This window comes from Streptomyces inusitatus (assembly GCF_014651115.1).
Lineage (GTDB): Bacteria > Actinomycetota > Actinomycetes > Streptomycetales > Streptomycetaceae > Streptomyces > Streptomyces amakusaensis.
Genome location: NZ_BMWG01000002.1, coordinates 353807 through 372594 on the forward strand (window position 1 = coordinate 353807; position 18788 = coordinate 372594).

At 68.8% G+C, this 18788-nt stretch carries 17 protein-coding genes and 4 tRNA genes; 5 read left to right on the forward strand and 16 right to left on the reverse strand.

Features of this window, described 5'->3' with window-relative positions; genetic code table 11:
* The 9 genes from rpoB to IE247_RS05475 form a co-directional block, all read right to left on the reverse strand.
* Positions 1 to 3476 (reverse strand): DNA-directed RNA polymerase subunit beta (gene rpoB, locus IE247_RS05435; protein WP_190122093.1); only part of this gene is annotated, 3476 nt, incomplete at its 3' end.
* 624 nt (positions 3477 to 4100) lie between these two features.
* Complete coding sequence (gene rplL, locus IE247_RS05440) at positions 4101 to 4484, reverse strand: 50S ribosomal protein L7/L12 (protein ID WP_190121720.1); 384 nt, start codon at positions 4482 to 4484, stop codon at positions 4101 to 4103.
* 115 nt (positions 4485 to 4599) lie between these two features.
* On the reverse strand, positions 4600 to 5130 hold the full coding sequence (gene rplJ / locus IE247_RS05445; protein ID WP_190121721.1) for a 50S ribosomal protein L10: 531 nt from the start codon (positions 5128 to 5130) through the stop codon (positions 4600 to 4602).
* Positions 5131 to 5467: 337 nt separating this feature from the next.
* Positions 5468 to 6601, reverse strand: a complete 1134-nt coding sequence (locus IE247_RS05450) for an SCO4651 family lipoprotein (RefSeq protein ID WP_308433193.1) — start codon at positions 6599 to 6601, stop codon at positions 5468 to 5470.
* 172 nt (positions 6602 to 6773) lie between these two features.
* The gene (gene rplA, locus IE247_RS05455) at positions 6774 to 7496 is read right to left on the reverse strand and encodes a 50S ribosomal protein L1 (RefSeq protein ID WP_190121722.1); all 723 of its coding nucleotides are present in this window, start codon (positions 7494 to 7496) and stop codon (positions 6774 to 6776) included.
* A gap of 79 nt (positions 7497 to 7575) precedes the next feature.
* Positions 7576 to 8010 carry a 50S ribosomal protein L11 gene (gene rplK, locus IE247_RS05460; protein ID WP_190121723.1) on the reverse strand — a complete coding sequence of 145 codons (435 nt, stop codon included), beginning with the start codon at positions 8008 to 8010 and terminating at the stop codon, positions 7576 to 7578.
* Positions 8011 to 8188: 178 nt separating this feature from the next.
* Complete coding sequence (nusG, locus tag IE247_RS05465; RefSeq protein WP_190121724.1) at positions 8189 to 9172, reverse strand: transcription termination/antitermination protein NusG; 984 nt, start codon at positions 9170 to 9172, stop codon at positions 8189 to 8191.
* A gap of 90 nt (positions 9173 to 9262) precedes the next feature.
* Entirely contained in the window at positions 9263 to 9541 is a 279-nt protein-coding gene (gene secE / locus IE247_RS05470; protein ID WP_190121725.1) for a preprotein translocase subunit SecE, read from the reverse strand.
* Between the two features lie 107 nt (positions 9542 to 9648).
* Positions 9649 to 9721 (reverse strand) — tRNA-Trp (locus IE247_RS05475).
* 272 nt (positions 9722 to 9993) lie between these two features.
* Between IE247_RS05475 and IE247_RS05480 the strand changes: the two genes are divergently transcribed.
* Complete coding sequence (locus tag IE247_RS05480) at positions 9994 to 11220, forward strand: pyridoxal phosphate-dependent aminotransferase (RefSeq protein ID WP_190121726.1); 1227 nt, start codon at positions 9994 to 9996, stop codon at positions 11218 to 11220.
* A 124-nt stretch (positions 11221 to 11344) separates the two neighbouring features.
* Entirely contained in the window at positions 11345 to 12364 is a 1020-nt protein-coding gene (locus tag IE247_RS05485; protein WP_190121727.1) for an adenosine deaminase, read from the forward strand.
* Between the two features lie 172 nt (positions 12365 to 12536).
* Here IE247_RS05485 and IE247_RS05490 read toward each other — a convergent pair whose 3' ends face one another.
* From IE247_RS05490 to IE247_RS05515, 6 genes are all read right to left on the reverse strand, one after another.
* Entirely contained in the window at positions 12537 to 13598 is a 1062-nt protein-coding gene (locus tag IE247_RS05490) for a UDP-N-acetylmuramate dehydrogenase (protein ID WP_268247178.1), read from the reverse strand.
* Positions 13599 to 13705: 107 nt separating this feature from the next.
* Complete coding sequence (locus IE247_RS05495) at positions 13706 to 14134, reverse strand: MaoC family dehydratase (protein WP_190121729.1); 429 nt, start codon at positions 14132 to 14134, stop codon at positions 13706 to 13708.
* Complete coding sequence (locus IE247_RS05500) at positions 14134 to 14586, reverse strand: MaoC family dehydratase N-terminal domain-containing protein (RefSeq protein WP_190121730.1); 453 nt, start codon at positions 14584 to 14586, stop codon at positions 14134 to 14136. Before IE247_RS05500 ends, IE247_RS05495 begins: the two co-directional genes overlap by 1 nt.
* A gap of 154 nt (positions 14587 to 14740) precedes the next feature.
* Positions 14741 to 14905, reverse strand: coding sequence for a 50S ribosomal protein L33 (gene rpmG / locus IE247_RS05505; protein ID WP_003956487.1), 165 nt, complete (start codon positions 14903 to 14905; stop codon positions 14741 to 14743).
* A 97-nt stretch (positions 14906 to 15002) separates the two neighbouring features.
* Positions 15003 to 15075, reverse strand: a tRNA-Met gene (locus IE247_RS05510).
* 46 nt (positions 15076 to 15121) lie between these two features.
* A tRNA-Thr gene (locus IE247_RS05515) sits at positions 15122 to 15194 on the reverse strand.
* A gap of 406 nt (positions 15195 to 15600) precedes the next feature.
* Between IE247_RS05515 and IE247_RS05520 the strand changes: the two genes are divergently transcribed.
* A complete protein-coding gene (locus IE247_RS05520; RefSeq protein ID WP_190121731.1) occupies positions 15601 to 16821 on the forward strand; it encodes an amidohydrolase family protein in 1221 nt (406 codons plus the stop codon).
* A gap of 95 nt (positions 16822 to 16916) precedes the next feature.
* On the forward strand, positions 16917 to 17573 hold the full coding sequence (locus IE247_RS05525) for an SDR family oxidoreductase (RefSeq protein ID WP_190121732.1): 657 nt from the start codon (positions 16917 to 16919) through the stop codon (positions 17571 to 17573).
* 146 nt (positions 17574 to 17719) lie between these two features.
* Here the strand turns inward: IE247_RS05525 and IE247_RS05530 are convergent.
* Positions 17720 to 17801: transfer RNA gene (locus IE247_RS05530), tRNA-Tyr, on the reverse strand.
* A gap of 386 nt (positions 17802 to 18187) precedes the next feature.
* On the opposite strand from IE247_RS05530, the gene IE247_RS05535 reads away from it, so the two are divergent.
* A complete protein-coding gene (locus IE247_RS05535; protein WP_190121733.1) occupies positions 18188 to 18676 on the forward strand; it encodes a YajQ family cyclic di-GMP-binding protein in 489 nt (162 codons plus the stop codon).
* Positions 18677 to 18788 lie beyond the last annotated feature (112 nt).

The window sequence follows — 18788 nt, forward strand, 5'->3', positions numbered from 1 at the left end:
TCTTCGACGCTGCTCGGCTCGCGCCGGGCCAGGTCGATGCCGAGCTCTTCCGCAGCGCGGAAGACGTCCTCGTCGGTGTCGCGCATCTCGATGGACATGCCGTCCGAGGACAGCACCTCCACGTTGAGGCACAGGGACTGCATCTCCTTGATGAGCACCTTGAAGGACTCGGGGATGCCGGGCTCGGGGATGTTCTCGCCCTTGACGATGGCCTCGTAGACCTTCACGCGGCCGGTGACGTCGTCGGACTTGATCGTCAGCAGCTCCTGGAGGGCGTACGCGGCGCCATAAGCCTCCAGCGCCCACACCTCCATCTCACCGAATCGCTGGCCACCGAACTGGGCCTTACCACCCAGCGGCTGCTGGGTGATCATCGAGTACGGTCCGGTCGAACGCGCGTGGAGCTTGTCGTCGACCAGGTGGTGGAGCTTGAGGATGTACATGTAGCCGATGGAGATCGGCTCCGGGAACGGCTCGCCGGAGCGGCCGTCGAACATCCTCGCCTTGCCGGACGGGAGGACCATGCGGTCGCCGTCGCGGTTGGGGATGGTGGACTCGAAGAGACCGGAGATCTCGTCCTCGCGGGCGCCGTCGAAGACCGGGGTCGCGACATTGGTGCCGGGGGCGACGTCGTCGGCCCCGATCGCCTTGAGGCGCTCCATCCACTCTTCGTTGCCCTCGACCTTCCAGCCCTGGCTGGCGAGCCAGCCGAGGTGGATCTCAAGGACCTGTCCCGGGTTCATTCGGGACGGCACGCCGAGCGGGTTGAGGATGATGTCGACCGGGGTGCCGTCCTCCAGGAACGGCATGTCCTCGATCGGCAGGATCTTCGAGATGACGCCCTTGTTGCCGTGACGGCCGGCGAGCTTGTCACCGTCGGTGATCTTGCGCTTCTGCGCGACGTAGACGCGGACCAGCTGGTTCACGCCGGGCGGCAGCTCGTCGCCCTCCTCGCGGTCGAAGACGCGGACGCCGATGACCTTGCCGATCTCGCCGTGGGGCACCTTCAGCGAGGTGTCACGGACCTCACGGGCCTTCTCGCCGAAGATCGCGCGGAGCAGGCGCTCCTCCGGGGTCAGCTCGGTCTCGCCCTTGGGCGTGACCTTTCCGACCAGGATGTCGCCGGCGACGACCTCGGCACCGATACGGATGATGCCGCGCTCGTCGAGGTCGGCGAGGACCTCCTCGGAGACGTTCGGGATGTCCCGGGTGATCTCCTCGGGGCCGAGCTTGGTGTCACGGGCGTCGACCTCGTGCTCCTCGATGTGGATCGAGGAGAGGACGTCGTCCTGCACGAGGCGCTGCGACAGGATGATCGCGTCCTCGTAGTTGTGACCCTCCCACGGCATGAACGCGACGAGCAGGTTCTTGCCGAGCGCCATCTCGCCCTGCTCGGTGGCGGGGCCGTCGGCGAGGACCTGGGACTCGATGACCCGGTCGCCCTCGGAGACGATGACCTTCTGGTTGACCGAGGTTCCCTGGTTGGAACGGGAGAACTTGGCCACCCGGTAGGTGGTGTAGGTGCCGTCGTCGTTGGCGACGGTGATGTAGTCCGCGGAGACCTCCTGGACCACACCGTCCTTCTCCGCCTTGATGACGTCACCGGCGTCGACCGCGCAGCGGTACTCCATGCCGGTGCCGACCAGCGGCGACTCCGCCGTGATCAGCGGAACGGCCTGGCGCATCATGTTCGCGCCCATGAGGGCACGGTTGGCGTCGTCGTGCTCCAGGAAGGGGATCATGGCGGTCGCGACCGACACCATCTGGCGCGGCGAGACGTCCATGTAGTCGACCTCGGCCGGCGGCACGTAGTCGACCTCGCCACCGCGGCGGCGGACCAGCACGCGGGGCTCGGTGAAGCGCATCTCGTCGGAGACGATCGCGTTCGCCTGGGCGATGACGAAGCGGTCCTCCTCGTCGGCGGTCAGGTAGTCGACGTCGTCGGTGACCTGTCCGTCCACGACCTTGCGGTACGGGGTCTCGACGAAGCCGAACGCGTTGACCCGGCCGTAGGAGGCGAGCGAGCCGATCAGACCGATGTTCGGGCCTTCGGGGGTCTCGATCGGGCACATGCGGCCGTAGTGCGAGGGGTGCACGTCACGGACTTCGAAGCCGGCCCGCTCACGCGAGAGACCACCCGGACCGAGCGCCGACAGACGGCGCTTGTGGGTGAGACCCGAGAGCGGGTTGTTCTGGTCCATGAACTGCGACAGCTGGCTGGTGCCGAAGAACTCCTTGATGGAGGCGACGACCGGCCGGATGTTGATCAGGGTCTGCGGCGTGATCGCCTCGACGTCCTGAGTCGTCATGCGCTCGCGCACGACGCGCTCCATACGGGCGAGACCCGTACGGACCTGGTTCTGGATCAGCTCGCCCACATTGCGCAGACGGCGGTTGCCGAAGTGGTCGATGTCGTCGGTCTCGACGACGATCTGCGTACCGGACTCGCCGACCGTCTCGGTCTCGCCGGCGTGCAGCTTGACCAGGTACTTGATCGTGGCGATGACGTCGTCGGTGGTGAGCACCCCGGCGTCCAGCGGCTCATCCGCGCCGAGCTTCTTGTTCACCTTGTAGCGGCCGACCTTCGCGAGGTCGTAGCGCTTCGGGTTGAAGTAGAGGTTCTCCAGCAGCGTCTGAGCGGCCTCGCGGGTGGGCGGCTCGCCCGGGCGGAGCTTGCGGTAGATGTCGAGCAGTGCGTCGTCCTGGCCCTGGGTGTGGTCCTTCTCCAGGGTGGCGCGCATCGACTCGTACTCGCCGAACTCCTCAAGGATCTGCTCGGTCGTCCAGCCGAGGGCCTTGAGCAGCACGGTGACGGACTGCTTGCGCTTGCGGTCGATGCGGACACCGACCATGTCGCGCTTGTCGATCTCCATCTCCAGCCAGGCACCCCGGGAGGGGATGATCTTGGCCGTGTAGATGTCCTTGTCGGACGTCTTGTCGATGGAGGAGTCGAAGTAGACACCCGGCGAGCGGACCAGCTGCGACACGACGACACGCTCGGTGCCGTTGATGACGAAGGTGCCCTTGTTGGTCATGAGCGGGAAGTCGCCCATGAAGACCGTCTGGGACTTGATCTCGCCGGTCTCGTTGTTGGTGAACTCGGCCGTGACGAAGAGGGGCGCGGCGAAGGTGAAGTCGCGCTCCTTGCACTCGTCGATCGAGTTCTTGGGAGGCTCGAAGCGGTGGTCCCGGAAGGTCAGGGACATCGACCCGCTGAAGTCCTCGATCGGAGAGATCTCCTCGAAGATCTCCTCCAGACCTGACTTGGTGGGGACGTCCTGTCCACTCTCCAGAGCCGCCTCGACCCGAGCCTTCCACGCGGCATTGCCGAGCAGCCAGTCGAAGCTCTCGGTCTGGAGCGCGAGGAGGTTCGGAACCTCAAGAGGCTCTTTGATCTTTGCAAAGGAGATGCGCAGCGGGGCAGTGCTGGCGCCGTTGTTCGTATTCGCGGTCGAGGCGTTGCGCGAGGCGGCCAAGAGGGGGTCCTTCCGAGGGCTCGGACTCACTACGCGCGTACCGGTCCCAAGCCAGGCACAGGGAGAGAAATCCCAGGTCAGGGATGGATCAATCCACTGTGCTGAATGCGAGGGGATGCCCCTGGTGACGGGCAGGGGGCAGCTAACAGGCAGCGCAAAGGGTCAGTGTAGCCACTTGGCACACTGATGTCCAGTGCGGGTTCTGATGACCCTCGTTGTTCTCAACTCCGCGCTACCCCGCGCCATGAGGCGCACCTCGATACTGCCCGTTCGGCCGTCGATCCATGCCTCGGATCCGGATCGTTGTGACGACGCGTCCTGAGAATTGCGCGCTGCGTGCGGTTCGTCAAGGCCCCCCGCCCCGGACTGGCTGCTGGGATCGTCACTGACCAGGGGCTGACCTGGGCCTGATGCGCACGGCGATGATCACCATACTCCCCGCCCCGAGAAGTGCAACGCAGCCCTCGCACAACGCCGAAAGGCGACCACCCGGATGGGTGATCGCCTTTCGCTGAGCCCTGGGAGGCCGCGCCGGGGTCCGGGGAGGGGCGGAGTATTCAGCCCTTTCCCGGAGCCTCAGCGGCCCTCTGAGAGGCCCGGAGAGTCACAGGGTGACTCGATGGGTCACTTGACCTCGACGGAGGCGCCGGCGCCCTTGAGGGACTCGGCGGCCTTCTCGGCGGCGTCCTTGGCGACCTTCTCCAGGACGGGCTTCGGGGCGCCGTCCACGAGGTCCTTGGCCTCCTTGAGGCCCAGGGAGGTCAGCTCGCGCACGACCTTGATGACCTGGATCTTCTTGTCACCGGCGGCGGTGAGGATGACGTCGAACTCGTCCTGCTCCTCGACGGCCTCGGCGGCGGCGGCAGCGCCACCGGCGGCGGCGACGGCGACCGGGGCGGCGGCGGTGACGTCGAACTTCTCCTCGAACGCCTTCACGAAGCCGGCGAGGTCAATGAGGGTCATGTCCTCGAACTGGGCAAGCAGCTCGTCCTGGGTGAGCTTCGCCATGATGGGCGATCCTTCCACTAATTCGGCGTGTGCCGGGTGTATGTGTCGGCGGGCGTACGGCCCGCTGCGATCAGCGCCGCCTCAAGCGGCGGCACCGATCAATGCGCGAGCCGAATTACTCGGCACCGCCCTGCTCGGCCTGCTTGGCACGAAGCGCCTCCGCGGTGCGGACGAACTTCGAGGGAAGCGCCTGGAAGAGCGCGGCAGCCTGGGACTGCTTGCCCTTCATGGCGCCCGCCAGCTTGGCGAGCAGAACCTCGCGGGACTCAAGGTCCGCGAGCTTCTTGATCTCATCGGCGGACAGCGCCTTACCGTCAAGGACACCGCCCTTGATGATCAGGTTCGGGTTGTCCTTGGCGAAGTCACGAAGACCCTTCGCCGACTCCACCGGGTCACCGGTGACGAAGGCAACTGCCGTCGGACCGTTGAACAGGTCGTCGAGCGAGTTGATCCCGGCCTCGTTGGCCGCAATCTTGGTCAGCGTGTTCTTCACCACGGCGTACTGGGCGTTCTCACCGAGCGAACGGCGCAGCTCCTTGAGCTGAGCCACGGTGAGACCCCGGTACTCGGTCAGCACGGCGGCGTTCGAGCTGCGGAACTGGTCCGTCAGCTCGGCTACCGCGGCAGCCTTGTCGGGCCTTGCCATGAGCGTCGGCCTCCTTCCGGGTGATGAGGACCGCGCGGACCCGAAGGAGACTCACAAAAAACAAAACGCCCCGGCGCAGGCGCACGGGGCATAGCTCAACCGGAACGAGTCCGGGAACTTTCCACTGTCACCTGCGCGGGTCGTCCGTGGTTAGCGGATCCTTCGGCCGCCGCATCCTCTTGCGAGGGCACGGCAACGACCAGCGGTCTTTGGCTTCTCCGGAAGAGTACGCGAGCGGGATACGCGGAGGCAAATCCGCACAACCGGGCCTCCGAAGACGGTCCCGCGGCTCCCGGCCCGGACACGGCCGGGAGTCGCTTCAGCGCCCCCGGGAGGATCAGCCGGTGGCTGTGGAGCCTTCCAGCTCCTTCAGCTCCGCCTCGGCCTTCTTCAGGTCCTTCTCGGCCTGCTCCAGCTCCTTGAGCTCCTTCTGCAGGCTCGGGTCCCCCTCGACATCGACGCCCAGCTCCTCCAGGTCCTTGAGCGCCTTCTCCAGCTCGTCGCCGATCGGGGTCTCGTCGGCGCCCGTCGCGGGCTCGCCCTCGGCCGCGGGCTCATCGGCGGGCGCGGACTCCTCCATGGCCTTCCCGAGGTCCATGAACATCTCCATCATGTCCACGGTCTGGCCGGCGGGCGGGGCCTCGACCTTGACCTCGACGCCGTAGCCGGAGTAGGTCGAGACCATGTCCATGTCGCCGTCGGACATCTTCATGGAGACCTCGATCCGCACCGGGAGATCGTCCTCGTTGATCCACAGCTCGGTGTCGTAGGTCTTGACGCCGGAGGCCTTCATGCCGTCGAGGAGCTCCTTGCGCTCCTTCCCGTCGAGAAGGTCCAGGGTCTTGCCGGCCTTGAGCATCTCCTCGACCGTGAGGCTGCCCCTGTAGTGCTGCGCCCGCACTCCGTCGATCTTCTTCTCACCGACGCGCTTGACGTTCGGCGACTCCAGGAGGAGGGCCATCTGCTGGGCCGGGTCCTGGTTCATCGAGTCCAGGCCGCCGGTGAGCTGCTTCTGAAGCTCCTTGTCGCCCTTCTCGCCGGACATCTCGGCCACCGCGCCGAGGTCCATCTTCATCCAGCGCTTGCCGTCCATGTCCTTGGCGGCTTCCGCGCCCATGTCCATGTACAGGGCCTTGTCGACCCACTTCATCCGGATCTTCTCCGGGCCGCCGGACCCGGCGCCGAAGAGCTCGCCGCCGCCGGTCATGGTGAGGTCCATCAGGGTGGGGTCCCAGCCCTGGACGCCGGAGATCTTCGCGGTCCCGTTGTCCCCCTTCGGGCCGTTCTTGAACGTGATCTCGTGTGCGACCTCGACCGTCCTGGCCTTCTCGGTCTTCTTGTACGAAGCGGTGAGGGCCTGTGTCACCGTGCGCTCCTGCGCGCCCGACTCGGTGCCGCAGCCGGCGGCTCCGACGACCATGGCTATCGCCGTCGCCGAGACTCCGGCACGCTTCCACGCGGTCTTGCTCATGACCCGTCCCTTGTTCTTTTTTCCATCTTTTACGAACAGATGGACGGTATCCCACGCCACTGACAGCCCGACAATGAAAAAATCCGGCCCCCGCGCCTCGTGAGAGACGCGGGGGCCGGACTCGGTACTGCCTCGCTCCGCCAGGCGGAAGAACCAGCGGCTGCCGTCAGGATCAGACGGCGGCCGGGTCCTCCTCGACCAGCAGGTTGCGGGTGCGGTTGGAGTCCAGCGGGATGCCGGGGCCAACCGTCGTGGTCAGGGTCGCCTTCTTGATGTAGCGGCCCTTCGCGGCGGACGGCTTCAGACGGAGGATCTCCTCCAGCGCCGCACCGTAGTTCTCCACCAGCTTGGTCTCGTCGAAGGAGACCTTGCCGATGATGAAGTGCAGGTTCGAGTGCTTGTCGACGCGGAACTCGATCTTGCCGCCCTTGATGTCGGTCACAGCCTTGGTGACATCGGGGGTGACGGTGCCGGTCTTCGGGTTCGGCATCAGACCACGCGGACCGAGCACGCGGCCCAGGCGGCCGACCTTGCCCATGAGGTCCGGGGTGGCGACGACGGCGTCGAAGTCCAGACGGCCCTTCGACACCTCGTCGATCAGCTCGTCGGCGCCGACGATGTCGGCGCCCGCGGCACGCGCGGCCTCGGCACGGTCACCGGTCGCGAAGACCAGGACCCGGGCGGTCTTACCGGTGCCGTGCGGAAGGTTCACGGTGCCACGGACCATCTGGTCGGCCTTGCGCGGGTCGACACCCAGGCGGAAGGCGACCTCGACGGTGCCGTCGAACTTGGTGGACGCGGTGTCCTTGGCGAGACGGACGGCCTCAAGCGGGGCGTACAGACGCTCCCGGTCGATCTTGGCGTCCGCAGCGCGGAGATTCTTGCTGCGCTTCACTGCTTCTCCTGGTGGTTCAGGTGTGGAGTTGTGGTGCGGACCAGCGCGTGGTCCTGCCACAGAGGTCAAACGGGGACTGTCAGCCCTCGACCGTGATGCCCATGGAACGGGCGGTGCCGGCGATGATCTTCTCGGCGGCGTCCAGGTCGTTGGCGTTCAGGTCGGGCATCTTGGTGGTGGCGATGTCGCGGACCTGGTCGCGCGTGAGCTTGGCGACCTTCGTCTTGTGCGGCTCGCCAGAGCCCTTGTCCACACCAGCGGCCTTGAGGATCAGCTTGGCGGCCGGGGGAGTCTTGGTCACGAAGGTGAAGGAACGGTCGTCGTAGACCGTGATCTCCACCGGCACGACCATGCCACGCTGCGACTCGGTCGCGGCGTTGTAGGCCTTGCAGAACTCCATGATGTTGACGCCGTGCTGACCCAGCGCGGGGCCGACCGGCGGGGCCGGGTTGGCCGCGCCGGCATTGATCTGGAGCTTGATAAGCCCCGTGACCTTCTTCTTCTTGGGAGGCATTGCTCTCTCCGGGTCCTAGTGAGAGTTTTCAGCACCCCACCCGGTCATCCGGATGGAGGCATACCGCACAACGATAACGGGTATGGGTGTCCGGTTAAAAACCGACAGGTCAGAACGGCCGTGAAGGGCCGTTCTGACCTGGTCGGATTCTTCGCGCCCCGGCGGATGCCGCCAGGAGCTAGTTCTTCTGGATCTGGTCGAAGCTCAGCTCGACCGGGGTCTCCCGGCCGAAGATCTCGACCAGGCCCTTGACCTTCTTCGAGTCCGCGTTGATCTCGTTGATGGTGGCCTGGAGGGTGGCGAAGGGGCCGTCGGTGACGGTGACCGAGTCGCCGACCTCGAAGTCCAGCACCTGGACCTCGACCCGGCGCGCCGGAGCCGGCTCGCCCTTGGCCTCGGCGGCCTCGCGGGCGGCCTTCTCCTCGGCCTCCGGGGCGAGCATCTTGACGATCTCGTCCAGGGTCAGCGGGTACGGGTCGTAGGCGTTGCCGACGAAGCCGGTGACGCCGGGCGTGTTGCGCACGACGCCCCAGGACTCGTTGGTGAGGTCCATACGGACCAGGACGTAGCCGGGAAGCTTGTTCTGGCGGACGTTCTTACGCTCGCCGTTCTTGATCTGAACGATCTCTTCCTCGGGCACTTCGGCCTGGTAGATGAACTCCTCGACGTTCAGCGAGACGGCGCGCTGCTCCAGGTTGGCCTTGACGCGCTTCTCGTACCCGGCGTACGTGTGGATGACGTACCACTCGCCGGGGAGCGTGCGCAGCTCGTCGCGGAACGCGGCGACCGGGTCGACCGGGGCGGCGGGCTCCTCGGCGGCCTCGGTGGAGTCCTCGTCCTCGGAGTCCTCGGCGGCGTCGGCGGCGTCGGCGTCCTCGTCGGAAGCCTCTTCCTCGGCGTCCTCGTCCTCGGAAGCGTCTTCGGCGTCCTCGTCGGAGACCTCACCGACGACCTCGGCGACGCCGTCGGCGTCCACCTCGATCAGGGCCTCGGTGTCGTCGTCGATGTGCAGCGCAGCTTCCTCGGCCGGCTCGCCGGCCTCGGCGTCAGCAGCTTCCGCCTGGTCCTCGTCGGCCGCCTCAACGATGTCGAGCTGGTCCTCGGCGGACTCGATGCTCTCGTCGCCGGGCTCAACGGCCTCGTTCAGGTTCGGGTCAGACACGGTGGCTGCTTCTTTCTGGATACAGATGGGTGGAACGTGCGAAAGGCCGCCGCCAAGCGGATACGCCCCTGGCCGGCACCCTTCGCGGGATCAGCCAAAGACGTACTTGACGGCTTCCTGGAATCCATAGTCCATCACGGTCACCAGACCGATCATGATGACGACGAAAACAATCACCACGGTGGTGTAAGTCGTCAGCTGGTTGCGTGTGGGCCAGACGACCTTGCGCAGCTCGGCGACAATCTGCCGGTAGAAGAGCGCGAGACGCCCGAAGGGGCCCTTCTTCCCGCGCTTGCCACCTCGGCGAGACTTCTGAGGCGCTTCGTCCTCGGCATCAGGCGTGTCGATGGAGCCCACGGCGTCCGTCACGTTCTTTCACCTGATTCCGGGTCGTGGCCATGCCGCGCCCGGTGGAGCCGCACGGCGGTTCATTAAATGTACGTACATGCGCACACACCTGGCGAAGGTGTGTGTAGCAGGGCCGGAGGGACTTGAACCCCCAACCGCTGGTTTTGGAGACCAGTGCTCTACCAATTGAGCTACGACCCTTTGTGGCTTCCCCAACCTACCGCATCCGGAGATGTGGTCGGTGGGGGCCAACGACAGGTGAGTGTACGTGCTCACAGGCCCGACGTCGAACAGACAGCTCCCGAGCGGGTCTTGTCCGCCACCCTCCGGGCCTGCGAAGGCGCTCCCGCGGACCCGCCGGAGGCCTTGCCCCGGGCTGATCGCGGGCCGATCGCGGGACACCCGTCCGGCCCTGTGTCCGGGAGTCGAAACACCTGTGCCGGAGGGGTTCCGCGTCTGGGACGATGGGCTGTATGAGCGCTGCAATCCCTCCGACCGAGCGCCGGGTCTCCGCCCGCGTCGGTGCGATCTCCGAGTCCGCCACCCTCGCCGTCGACGCCAAGGCGAAGGCCCTCAAGGCCGCCGGGCGTCCGGTGATCGGCTTCGGCGCGGGTGAGCCCGACTTCCCGACGCCGGACTACATCGTCGAGGCCGCGATCGAGGCCTGCCGCACCCCGAAGTACCACCACTACACCCCGGCCGGCGGCCTTCCCGAGCTGAAGAAGGCCATCGCCGAGAAGACCCTGCGCGACTCCGGTTACGCGGTCGACCCCGCCCAGGTGCTGGTCACCAATGGCGGAAAGCAGGCGATCTACGAGGCGTTCGCGGCGATCCTGGACCCGGGCGACGAGGTCATCGTCCCCGCTCCGTACTGGACCACCTACCCCGAGTCGATCCGGCTCGCGGGCGGCGTCCCGGTCGAGGTCGTCGCCGACGAGACGACCGGCTACCGGGTCTCGGTGGAGCAGCTGGAGGCGGCCCGTACCGAGCGCACCAAGGTGGTGCTCTTCGTCTCCCCCTCCAACCCGACCGGCGCGGTCTACAGCCGTGAGGACACCGAGGCGATCGGCCGCTGGGCCGTGGAGCACGGTCTGTGGGTGCTCACCGACGAGATCTACGAGCACCTGGTCTACGGCGACGCCGTCTTCACCTCGCTCCCGGCGGTCGTCCCCGAGATCCGCGACAAGTGCGTCGTGGTCAACGGCGTGGCGAAGACGTACGCGATGACCGGCTGGCGGGTCGGGTGGATCGTCGGCCCGAAGGACGTGGTGAAGGCCGCGGCCAACCTCCAGTCGCACGCCACCTCCAATGTCGCCAACGTCTCCCAGGCCGCGGCGCTGGCCGCGGTCTCCGGGAACCTGGACGCGGTGGCCGAGATGCGGGAGGCCTTCGACCGCCGCCGGCGGACGATCGTGCGGATGCTCGGCGAGATCGACGGCGTGATCTGCCCGGAGCCGGAGGGCGCGTTCTACGCGTACCCCTCGGTCAAGGGTCTCCTCGGGAAGGAGATCCGGGGCAAGCGCCCGGCGACCTCCGTCGAGCTGGCCGCGCTGATCCTGGACGAGGTCGAGGTCGCGGTGGTTCCGGGCGAGGCCTTCGGCACCCCCGGCTATCTGCGGCTGTCGTACGCCCTGGGCGACGACGATCTCGTCGAGGGCGTCTCGCGGATCCAGAAGCTGCTGGCCGAGGCGACCGACTGACCGTCCGTCTCGCTGAACGGCCCCATCGGGAACTCTCCCGGTGGGGTCGTTCGTATGTTCTGACAAGAACCCGATCGGGGAATCCGGGTTACCTCGCGGGCCGGTCGTACGGCAGGATCCTCGGATGGAGCATGTACGAGACGTCAGCCGGCTTCCCAAAGCGCATCTGCATCTGCACTTCACCGGGTCGATGCGCCCGGCCACCCTGCTGGAACTGGCCGACAAGTACGGCGTCCACCTCCCCGACGCGCTGACCGGCGGGGAGCCGCCGAGGCTGCGCGCCACCGATGAGCGCGGCTGGTTCCGCTTCCAGCGCCTCTATGACATCGCGCGGTCCTGTCTGCGCTCCCCCGACGACATCCGGCGGCTGGTCAGAGAGGCCGCCGAGGAGGATCTCAAGGACGGCTCCGGCTGGCTGGAGATCCAGGTCGACCCGACCTCGTACGCCCCCATGCTCGGCGGTCTGATCCCGGCGCTGGAGGTCATCCTCGACGCCGTGGAGAGCGCCTCGCGGGACACCGGGCTCGGGATCCGCGTACTGGTCGCGGCCAACCGGATGAAGCACCCGCTGGACGCCCGTACCCTCGCCCGGCTCGCCGTGCGGTACGCGGACCGGGGCATCGTCGGCTTCGGGCTCTCCAACGACGAGCGCCGGGGGCTGGCGAGGGACTTCGACCGCGCCTTCGCCATCGCCAGGGAGGGCGGGCTGCTCGCGGCCCCGCACGGCGGCGAGCTGTCCGGGCCCGCGTCCGTGCGGGACTGCCTGGATGATCTGCGCGCCTCGCGGGTCGGGCACGGCGTACGGGCCGCCGAGGACCCCAGGCTGCTGCGGAAGCTCGCCGAACGGCAGGTGACCTGCGAGGTGTGCCCCGCGTCCAATGTGGCGCTGGGGGTGTACGAGAAGCCTCAGGACGTGCCTCTGCGCACGCTGTACGACGCCGGGGTGCCGATGGCGCTGGGTGCGGACGATCCGCTGCTCTTCGGGTCCAGGCTGGCCGCGCAGTACGAGTTCGCCCGGCGGCACCACGACTTCACCGACGCGGAGCTGGCCGAGCTGGCCCGGCAGTCGGTGCGCGGTTCGGCCGCGCCCGCCGACGTCCGGGCCAAGCTGCTGTCCGGGATCGACGACTGGATCGCCGCCTAGGGCCTGTCTGACGGATCAGGCTGGATCAGGGAGCGGGGTCTGGTGCCGTGGATCGCAAGGCGGAGGATGGGGGTACCACCCGGGCGAAGCCCAGGGGGAGCGGTGCCAGGGCTCGCGAGCCCAGCAAGATCCGTCAGACAGGCCCTAGACCGTCAGACCGTGTCCGGGCGCCTCAGAGGCTGACGCCGACGGTCACCGGCTCATTGACCAGGGTCACCCCGAAGGCGTCCCGGACCCCGGCCACGACCTCGCGGGCGAGGGCCAGCAGATCCTCGGTGGTGGCCTCGCCCCGGTTGGTGAGGGCGAGCGTGTGCTTGGTGGAGATACGGGCGGGTCCGCTGCCGTACCCCTTGGTGAAGCCGGCCCTGTCGATCAGCCAGGCGGCCGAGGTCTTGGTCCGGCCGTCGGCGGCGGGGTAGGCGGGCGGCGCGGCCTCGTCGCCGAGGCGGGCGCGGACCCGGCCGAGGAAGGCCTCGTACTCCCCCGCGTCCAGGATCGGGTTGGTGAAGAACGAGCCGGCCGACCAGGTGTCGTGGTCGGCGGGGTCCAGGACCATGCCCTTGCCCGCGCGCAGTTCCAGCACGGCGCGGCGGACGGCGGACAGCTCCGCCCGGCCGCCGGGCTCGACGCCGAGGAGCCGGGCGGTCTCGGCGTACCGGACGGGGGCGGAGAGCCCGTCGGCGTCCTCAAGATCGAAGCGGACGCGCAGCACGACATAGCGGTCGGGGTGCTGCTTGAAGCGGCTGTGGCGGTAGGAGAACGCGCACTCGGCGTTGGTGAGGGTGACCGTCCGGTCCTCGCGGCGGTCGTAGGCGACGACCTCGCTGATCGTGGCGGAGACCTCCTGGCCGTACGCGCCCACGTTCTGGATGGGGGTGGCGCCTGCCGAGCCGGGGATCCCGGCGAGGCATTCGAGGCCCGCGAGGCCCGCTTCGACGGTACGGGCGACCGCGTCCGTCCAGACCTCGCCCGCGGCCAGTTCCAGCCGGCCGCCGTCGAGGGCGAATCCCCGGGTGGCGATGCGCAGCGCCGTGCCCTCGAAGCCCTTGTCGCCGATGACCAGGTTGCTGCCGCCCCCGATGATCAGCAGCGGTACGCCGGCGGTGTCCGCCTCGCGCACGGCGGCGATCACCTCGTCGTCGGTGACGGCGGTGACCAGCCGGGTCGCCGGGCCGCCGAGGCGGAAGGTGGTCAGGGGGGCGAGGGGAGCGTCGTGAATTTCCTGCACGCGCACAAGGGTACGGTCCGTGTCCGCGCGGGGCGGCCGGGTCCCCGGTACGCCACAGGGGCGCCTCCGCCTCGTTGAGCGGGGGCGCCCCTGTGGGCGTGCCACGGGTCGGCTCAGCCGAGCTGGACCACGGCCCTGGACATGCCGAGCACCTTGTCGCCGCCGCTGGTGGCGAGCAGATCGACCCGTACCCGGTTGTCCTCCAGGAGCGCCGCGACCTTGGCGCTGACCTCGATGACCGCGCCCTTGTCGTCGTTGGGCACCACCACGGGCCGGGTGAAGCGGACGCCGTACTCGACCACCGCTCCGGGGTCGCCGGTCCAGTCGGTCACCACGCGGATCGCCTCGGCCATGGTGAACATGCCGTGCGCGATCACATTGGGGAGTCCGACCTCGACGGCGAACCGCTCGTTCCAGTGGATCGGGTTGAAGTCGCCGGACGCGCCCGCGTAGCGCACCAGGGTGGCCCGGGTCACGGGGAAGCTCTGGGCCGGCAGCTCGGTGCCGACCTCGACGTCCCCGTACGCGATCTTCGCCGTCATCACGCCCCCTCGGCGGCTCGCGCCACCAGCTTGGTCCACGCGGTCACCACATGCCCGCCGGTCTCGTCGTGCACCTCACCACGGACGGTGACGACGTCATTGCCCGCCAGGGACTTGATGCTCTCGATGGTGGAGACCACGCTCAGCCGATCGCCGGCCCGGACCGGGCGGGTGTAGGCGAACCTCTGGTCGCCGTGCACCACCCGGTCGTAGTCCAGCCCGAGCCGCGGATCGCGGATTACGATTCCGGCGGCCCTGAAGGTGATCGCGAAGGCGAAGGTGGGCGGGGCGATCACCTCGGGGTGACCGAGTGCCTTCGCGGCGTCCGGGTCGGTGTACGCGGGATTGTCGTCCCCCACCGCCTCGGCGAACTCACGAATCTTCTCCCGGCCGACCTCATAGGGCTCGGTGGGCGGATAGGTCCGCCCCACGAAGGACTGGTCGAGCGCCATGGCGTGGCTTCCTCCTGACAGATTTGATCTCGCCCGCCGGCTTCTGCGGCGGGCAGGCGCGGTGTCCCGAGCGGCCTTGACGGGACGCCGGAACGCCGGAGAAACGACATGAGGCCGTCCCCGAATCGGGGACGGCCTCATGTACGAGCCTGTATCAGCGCGTTTCGCGGTGCGCCGTGTGAGAGTTGCAGCGCGGGCAGTGCTTCTTCATCTCCAGTCGGTCCGGGTTGTTACGCCGGTTCTTCTTGGTGATGTAGTTCCGCTCCTTGCACTCCACGCAGGCCAGCGTGATCTTCGGGCGGACGTCGGTGGCAGCCACGTGAGTGCTCCTTGGACGGACGGATGGACGGATTTTTAACGCAAACGCAACAAGAGTAGCCGATCCGAGGACCGACCCCGCAATCGGCTACTATGTGTAGCGGTGACCGGACTTGAACCGGTGACACAGCGATTATGAGCCGCTTGCTCTACCGACTGAGCTACACCGCTGCGATATCGGGTCCCCTCGCCCGAGGGCGAGGATCTCCGATATCAGAGCCCCAATACGGAATCGAACCGTAGACCTTCTCCTTACCATGGAGACGCTCTACCGACTGAGCTATTGGGGCGAGCGATGAAGACATTACACGGTCCTCCGCCGATCGCCCAAATCCGTTTCGTGGGCCCCTGTCCGGCATCGGCCGCTCCCTCCCGGTCGGCCCCCTCGCGGCGGTCTCCGGCAGCCGGGCCAGGGCCTTCTCCGGCCCGGTGGCGGCCGGGCGGCGGCCGGGCAGTGGCCCGGTGGCGGTCCCGCCGTATCCCGGTCGCGTCCTGGTCGCGTCCTGGTCGCGGGGGCCTTCGCGGGGACCTTCGGGGGCACGCCCCAGCCGTCCCGTACGTCTCGCGCAACCACACCGGTACGACTATTCCGCTCCTCCTCGAAGCCCGGCCGCAGCGCCCCTAGGCTCGACTCACGCTGCGTGATCCTTCTCTCCCCCGCGCGGCCCGAGACCGCCCCCTCCCCGCAGGAGCGCGATGCCCGACAGCCAACCGCGGCCCCCCGACGGCACGACCGCCGACTCCAGCGCACTGCTGCTGTGCGGCGCCCGGCTGACGGACGGCCGCACGGTCGACGTACGGCTCGGCGGCGGACGCATCGAGGCCGTCGGCACGGCCGGCAGCCTCCCGCCGCACTCCGCCCGGGTCGATCTGAGCGGCTATCTGCTGCTGCCCGCGCCCGCCGAACCGCACGGCCACGGCGACACCGCGCTCACCGCCGACTGCCCCGGCCCGGTCTCCTACGCCCCCGAGGACGTCCAGCGGCGGGCCACCGAGGCGGCGCTGCTCCAGCTCGGCCACGGGGCGACGGCGCTGCGTTCCCATGTACGGATCGGGGACGTCCAGGGCCTCGGGCCGCTGGAGGCCGTGCTTCAGGCCCGGCGCTCGCTGCGCGGGCTCGCCGATCTGACGGCGGTGGCGGTGCCCCGGCTGCTGACCGGGGTCGCGGGGGCGGACGGGCTGGCGATGCTGCGGGACGCGGTGAAGATGGGCGCGGCGGTGGTGGGCGGCTGTCCGGACACCGACCCCGATCCGACCGGCTATGTCCAGGCGGTGCTGGAGGTCGCCGCGGAACACGGCTGCCCCGTCGATCTCCACACCCACGGCGACGATCCGGCGCGGCTGGCCCGGCTGGCCGCGATGGCGGGCGGGCTGCGCGCGGGGGTGGCCGTCGGGCCGTGCGCGGGGCTGTCCCGGATGCCCCGGGAAGTGGCCTCCCGGGCGGCGGACCGGCTCGCGGCGGCCGGGATCACGGTGATCTGTCTGCCCCAGGGCGGCTGCGGCGCGAGCGAGCACCGGGGCAGCGCGCCCGTGCGGCTGCTGCGGGCGGCCGGGGTCAGGGTCGCGGCGGGCGGCGGGGCGCTGCGGGACGTCTCCAACCCGGTGGGGCGGGGGGACCCGCTGGAGGCGGCCTATCTGCTGGCGTCCCAGGGCGGGCTGGGGGCCCAAGACGCGTACCGCTCGGTCGCGGAGACCGCGCGGGAGGCGATGGGCCTCCCGGAGGTCCGGGTGGAGGCCGGGTTCCCCGCAGAGCTGCTCGCGGTGCGCGGGGAGCGGCTCGCGGGCGTGCTGTCCCTGGCGTACAGCCGGATCGTCATCCACCGGGGTCGGGTGGTGGCCCGGACGAGCGCGGTGCGCGAGTACTGCGACTCGGCGGTGGCCGTGGCGCTCGACCTCCCGCGCCAGGGCCGCCCCTGACGCCGTCTCACCCCTCCTCGCGGGGCGGTGGAGCGGGCTGGGCTGGGCGGGGCGGCGGCGGGCACCGTCGCGCCGTGGGGCGTACGGTCGGGGGCATGCGCATTGTCATCGCTGGAGGACACGGACAGATCGCACTCCGCCTGGAGCGGCTGCTCTCGGCGGGCGGACACGAGGTCGCGGGTGTGATCCGCGATCCGGAGCAACGCGCGGATCTGCGCGAGGCGGGAGCCGAACCCGTGCTCCTGGACCTGGAGTCGGCCTCGGTGGACGAGGTCGCCGAAGCCCTGCGCGGCGCGGACGCCGCCGTCTTCGCGGCGGGCGCGGGTCCGGGCAGCGGAATCGGCCGCAAGGACACGGTGGACCGGGGGGCCGCCGTCCTCTTCGCGGACGCGGCGGAGCGTGCCGGGGTGCGCCGGTATGTGGTCGTCTCGTCCATGGGCGCGGACGCCGGGCACCGGGGCGACGAGGTCTTCGACGCCTATCTGCGCGCGAAGGGCGCGGCCGACGACGACATCCGCTCCCGCTCCGGCCTCGACTGGACCGTCCTGCGCCCGGGTGCCCTGACCAACGACGCCGGCACCGGTCTGGTCCGGCTCAACGCCTCCACCGGCCGCGGTCCGGTGCCGCGCGACGATGTGGCGGCCGTTCTGGCGGAGCTGCTGGAGACTCCGGCGACGGCCGGGCTGACCCTGGAGCTGATCGGGGGGTCGGTGCCGGTCTCCGTCGCGGTGAAGGACGTCGCCGGGAACTGACCGGGGCTGCTCTTGGGGCCGGGCCGCTGCCGCCCGGCCTTCGGGGGCCGGTCCGGTTCTCCCCGGCTCTCTCCCGCGCTCTCCGGCCGTCAACGAAAATGGCCCCTGATCAACGTTTCCGCTGATCAGGGGCCATCTCTATCGCGTGGCGGCGCCAGGATTCGAACCTGGGTAGGCTAAGCCGACGGATTTACAGTCCGCTCCCATTGGCCGCTCGGGCACACCGCCATGGATGTTGTCGCCTTGGGCGATCCGCTCTGTGGCGGTGCTCCTTGGCGACGACGTAAACGATACCTGATGCCCAGGGGTGCTACGCCACCGGATTGATCAGCGGTCCGGGTCGGTCCGGGTGGCTAGGGCCTGTCTGACGGATCAGGCTGGATCAGTGAGCGGGGTCTGGTGCCGTGCATCGCAAGGCGGAGGATGGGGGTACCACCCGGGCGAAGCCCAGGGGGAGAGCCAATGTGGTGTATTGGCGACCGACGACAACGCGGCGAGGCGCGGTGCCAGGGCTCGCGAGCCCAGCAAGGTCCGTCAGACAGGCCCTAGGCTTGGCCGAGCGGTTCGGGGACTCCGGCCGCCCTCCACACACCTGACCCAAGGAGCCACAGGACATGGCCGACTCCAGTTTCGACATCGTCTCGAAGGTCGAGCGGCAGGAGGTCGACAACGCCCTCAACCAGGCGGCGAAGGAGATCTCCCAGCGCTACGACTTCAAGAACGTCGGGGCGTCGATCGCCTGGTCCGGCGAGAAGATCCTGCTTCAGGCGAACTCGGAGGAGCGGGTCACCGCGATCCTCGACGTGTTCCAGACCAAGCTGATCAAGCGCGGGATCTCGCTGAAGGCGCTGGACGCCGGCGAGCCCCAGCTGTCCGGCAAGGAGTACAAGATCTTCGCGTCCATCGTGGAGGGGATCTCCCAGGAGAACGCCAAGAAGGTCGCCAAGATCATCCGTGACGAGGGCCCCAAGGGCGTCAAGGCCCAGGTCCAGGGCGAAGAGCTGCGCGTCAGCTCCAAGAGCCGTGACGACCTCCAGGCCGTGCAGGCGCTGCTGAAGTCCCAGGACTTCGACTTCGCGCTCCAGTACGTCAACTACCGCTGACCCACCCGTCGGCCCGGCCCTCCCTTCGCGGGACGGGCGGGGAGCGGAGTCGGCGCGGGCGCGGCGGCCGGGCACGGACACACGGGACTTTCCGGTGTGTCCGTGCCCGGCC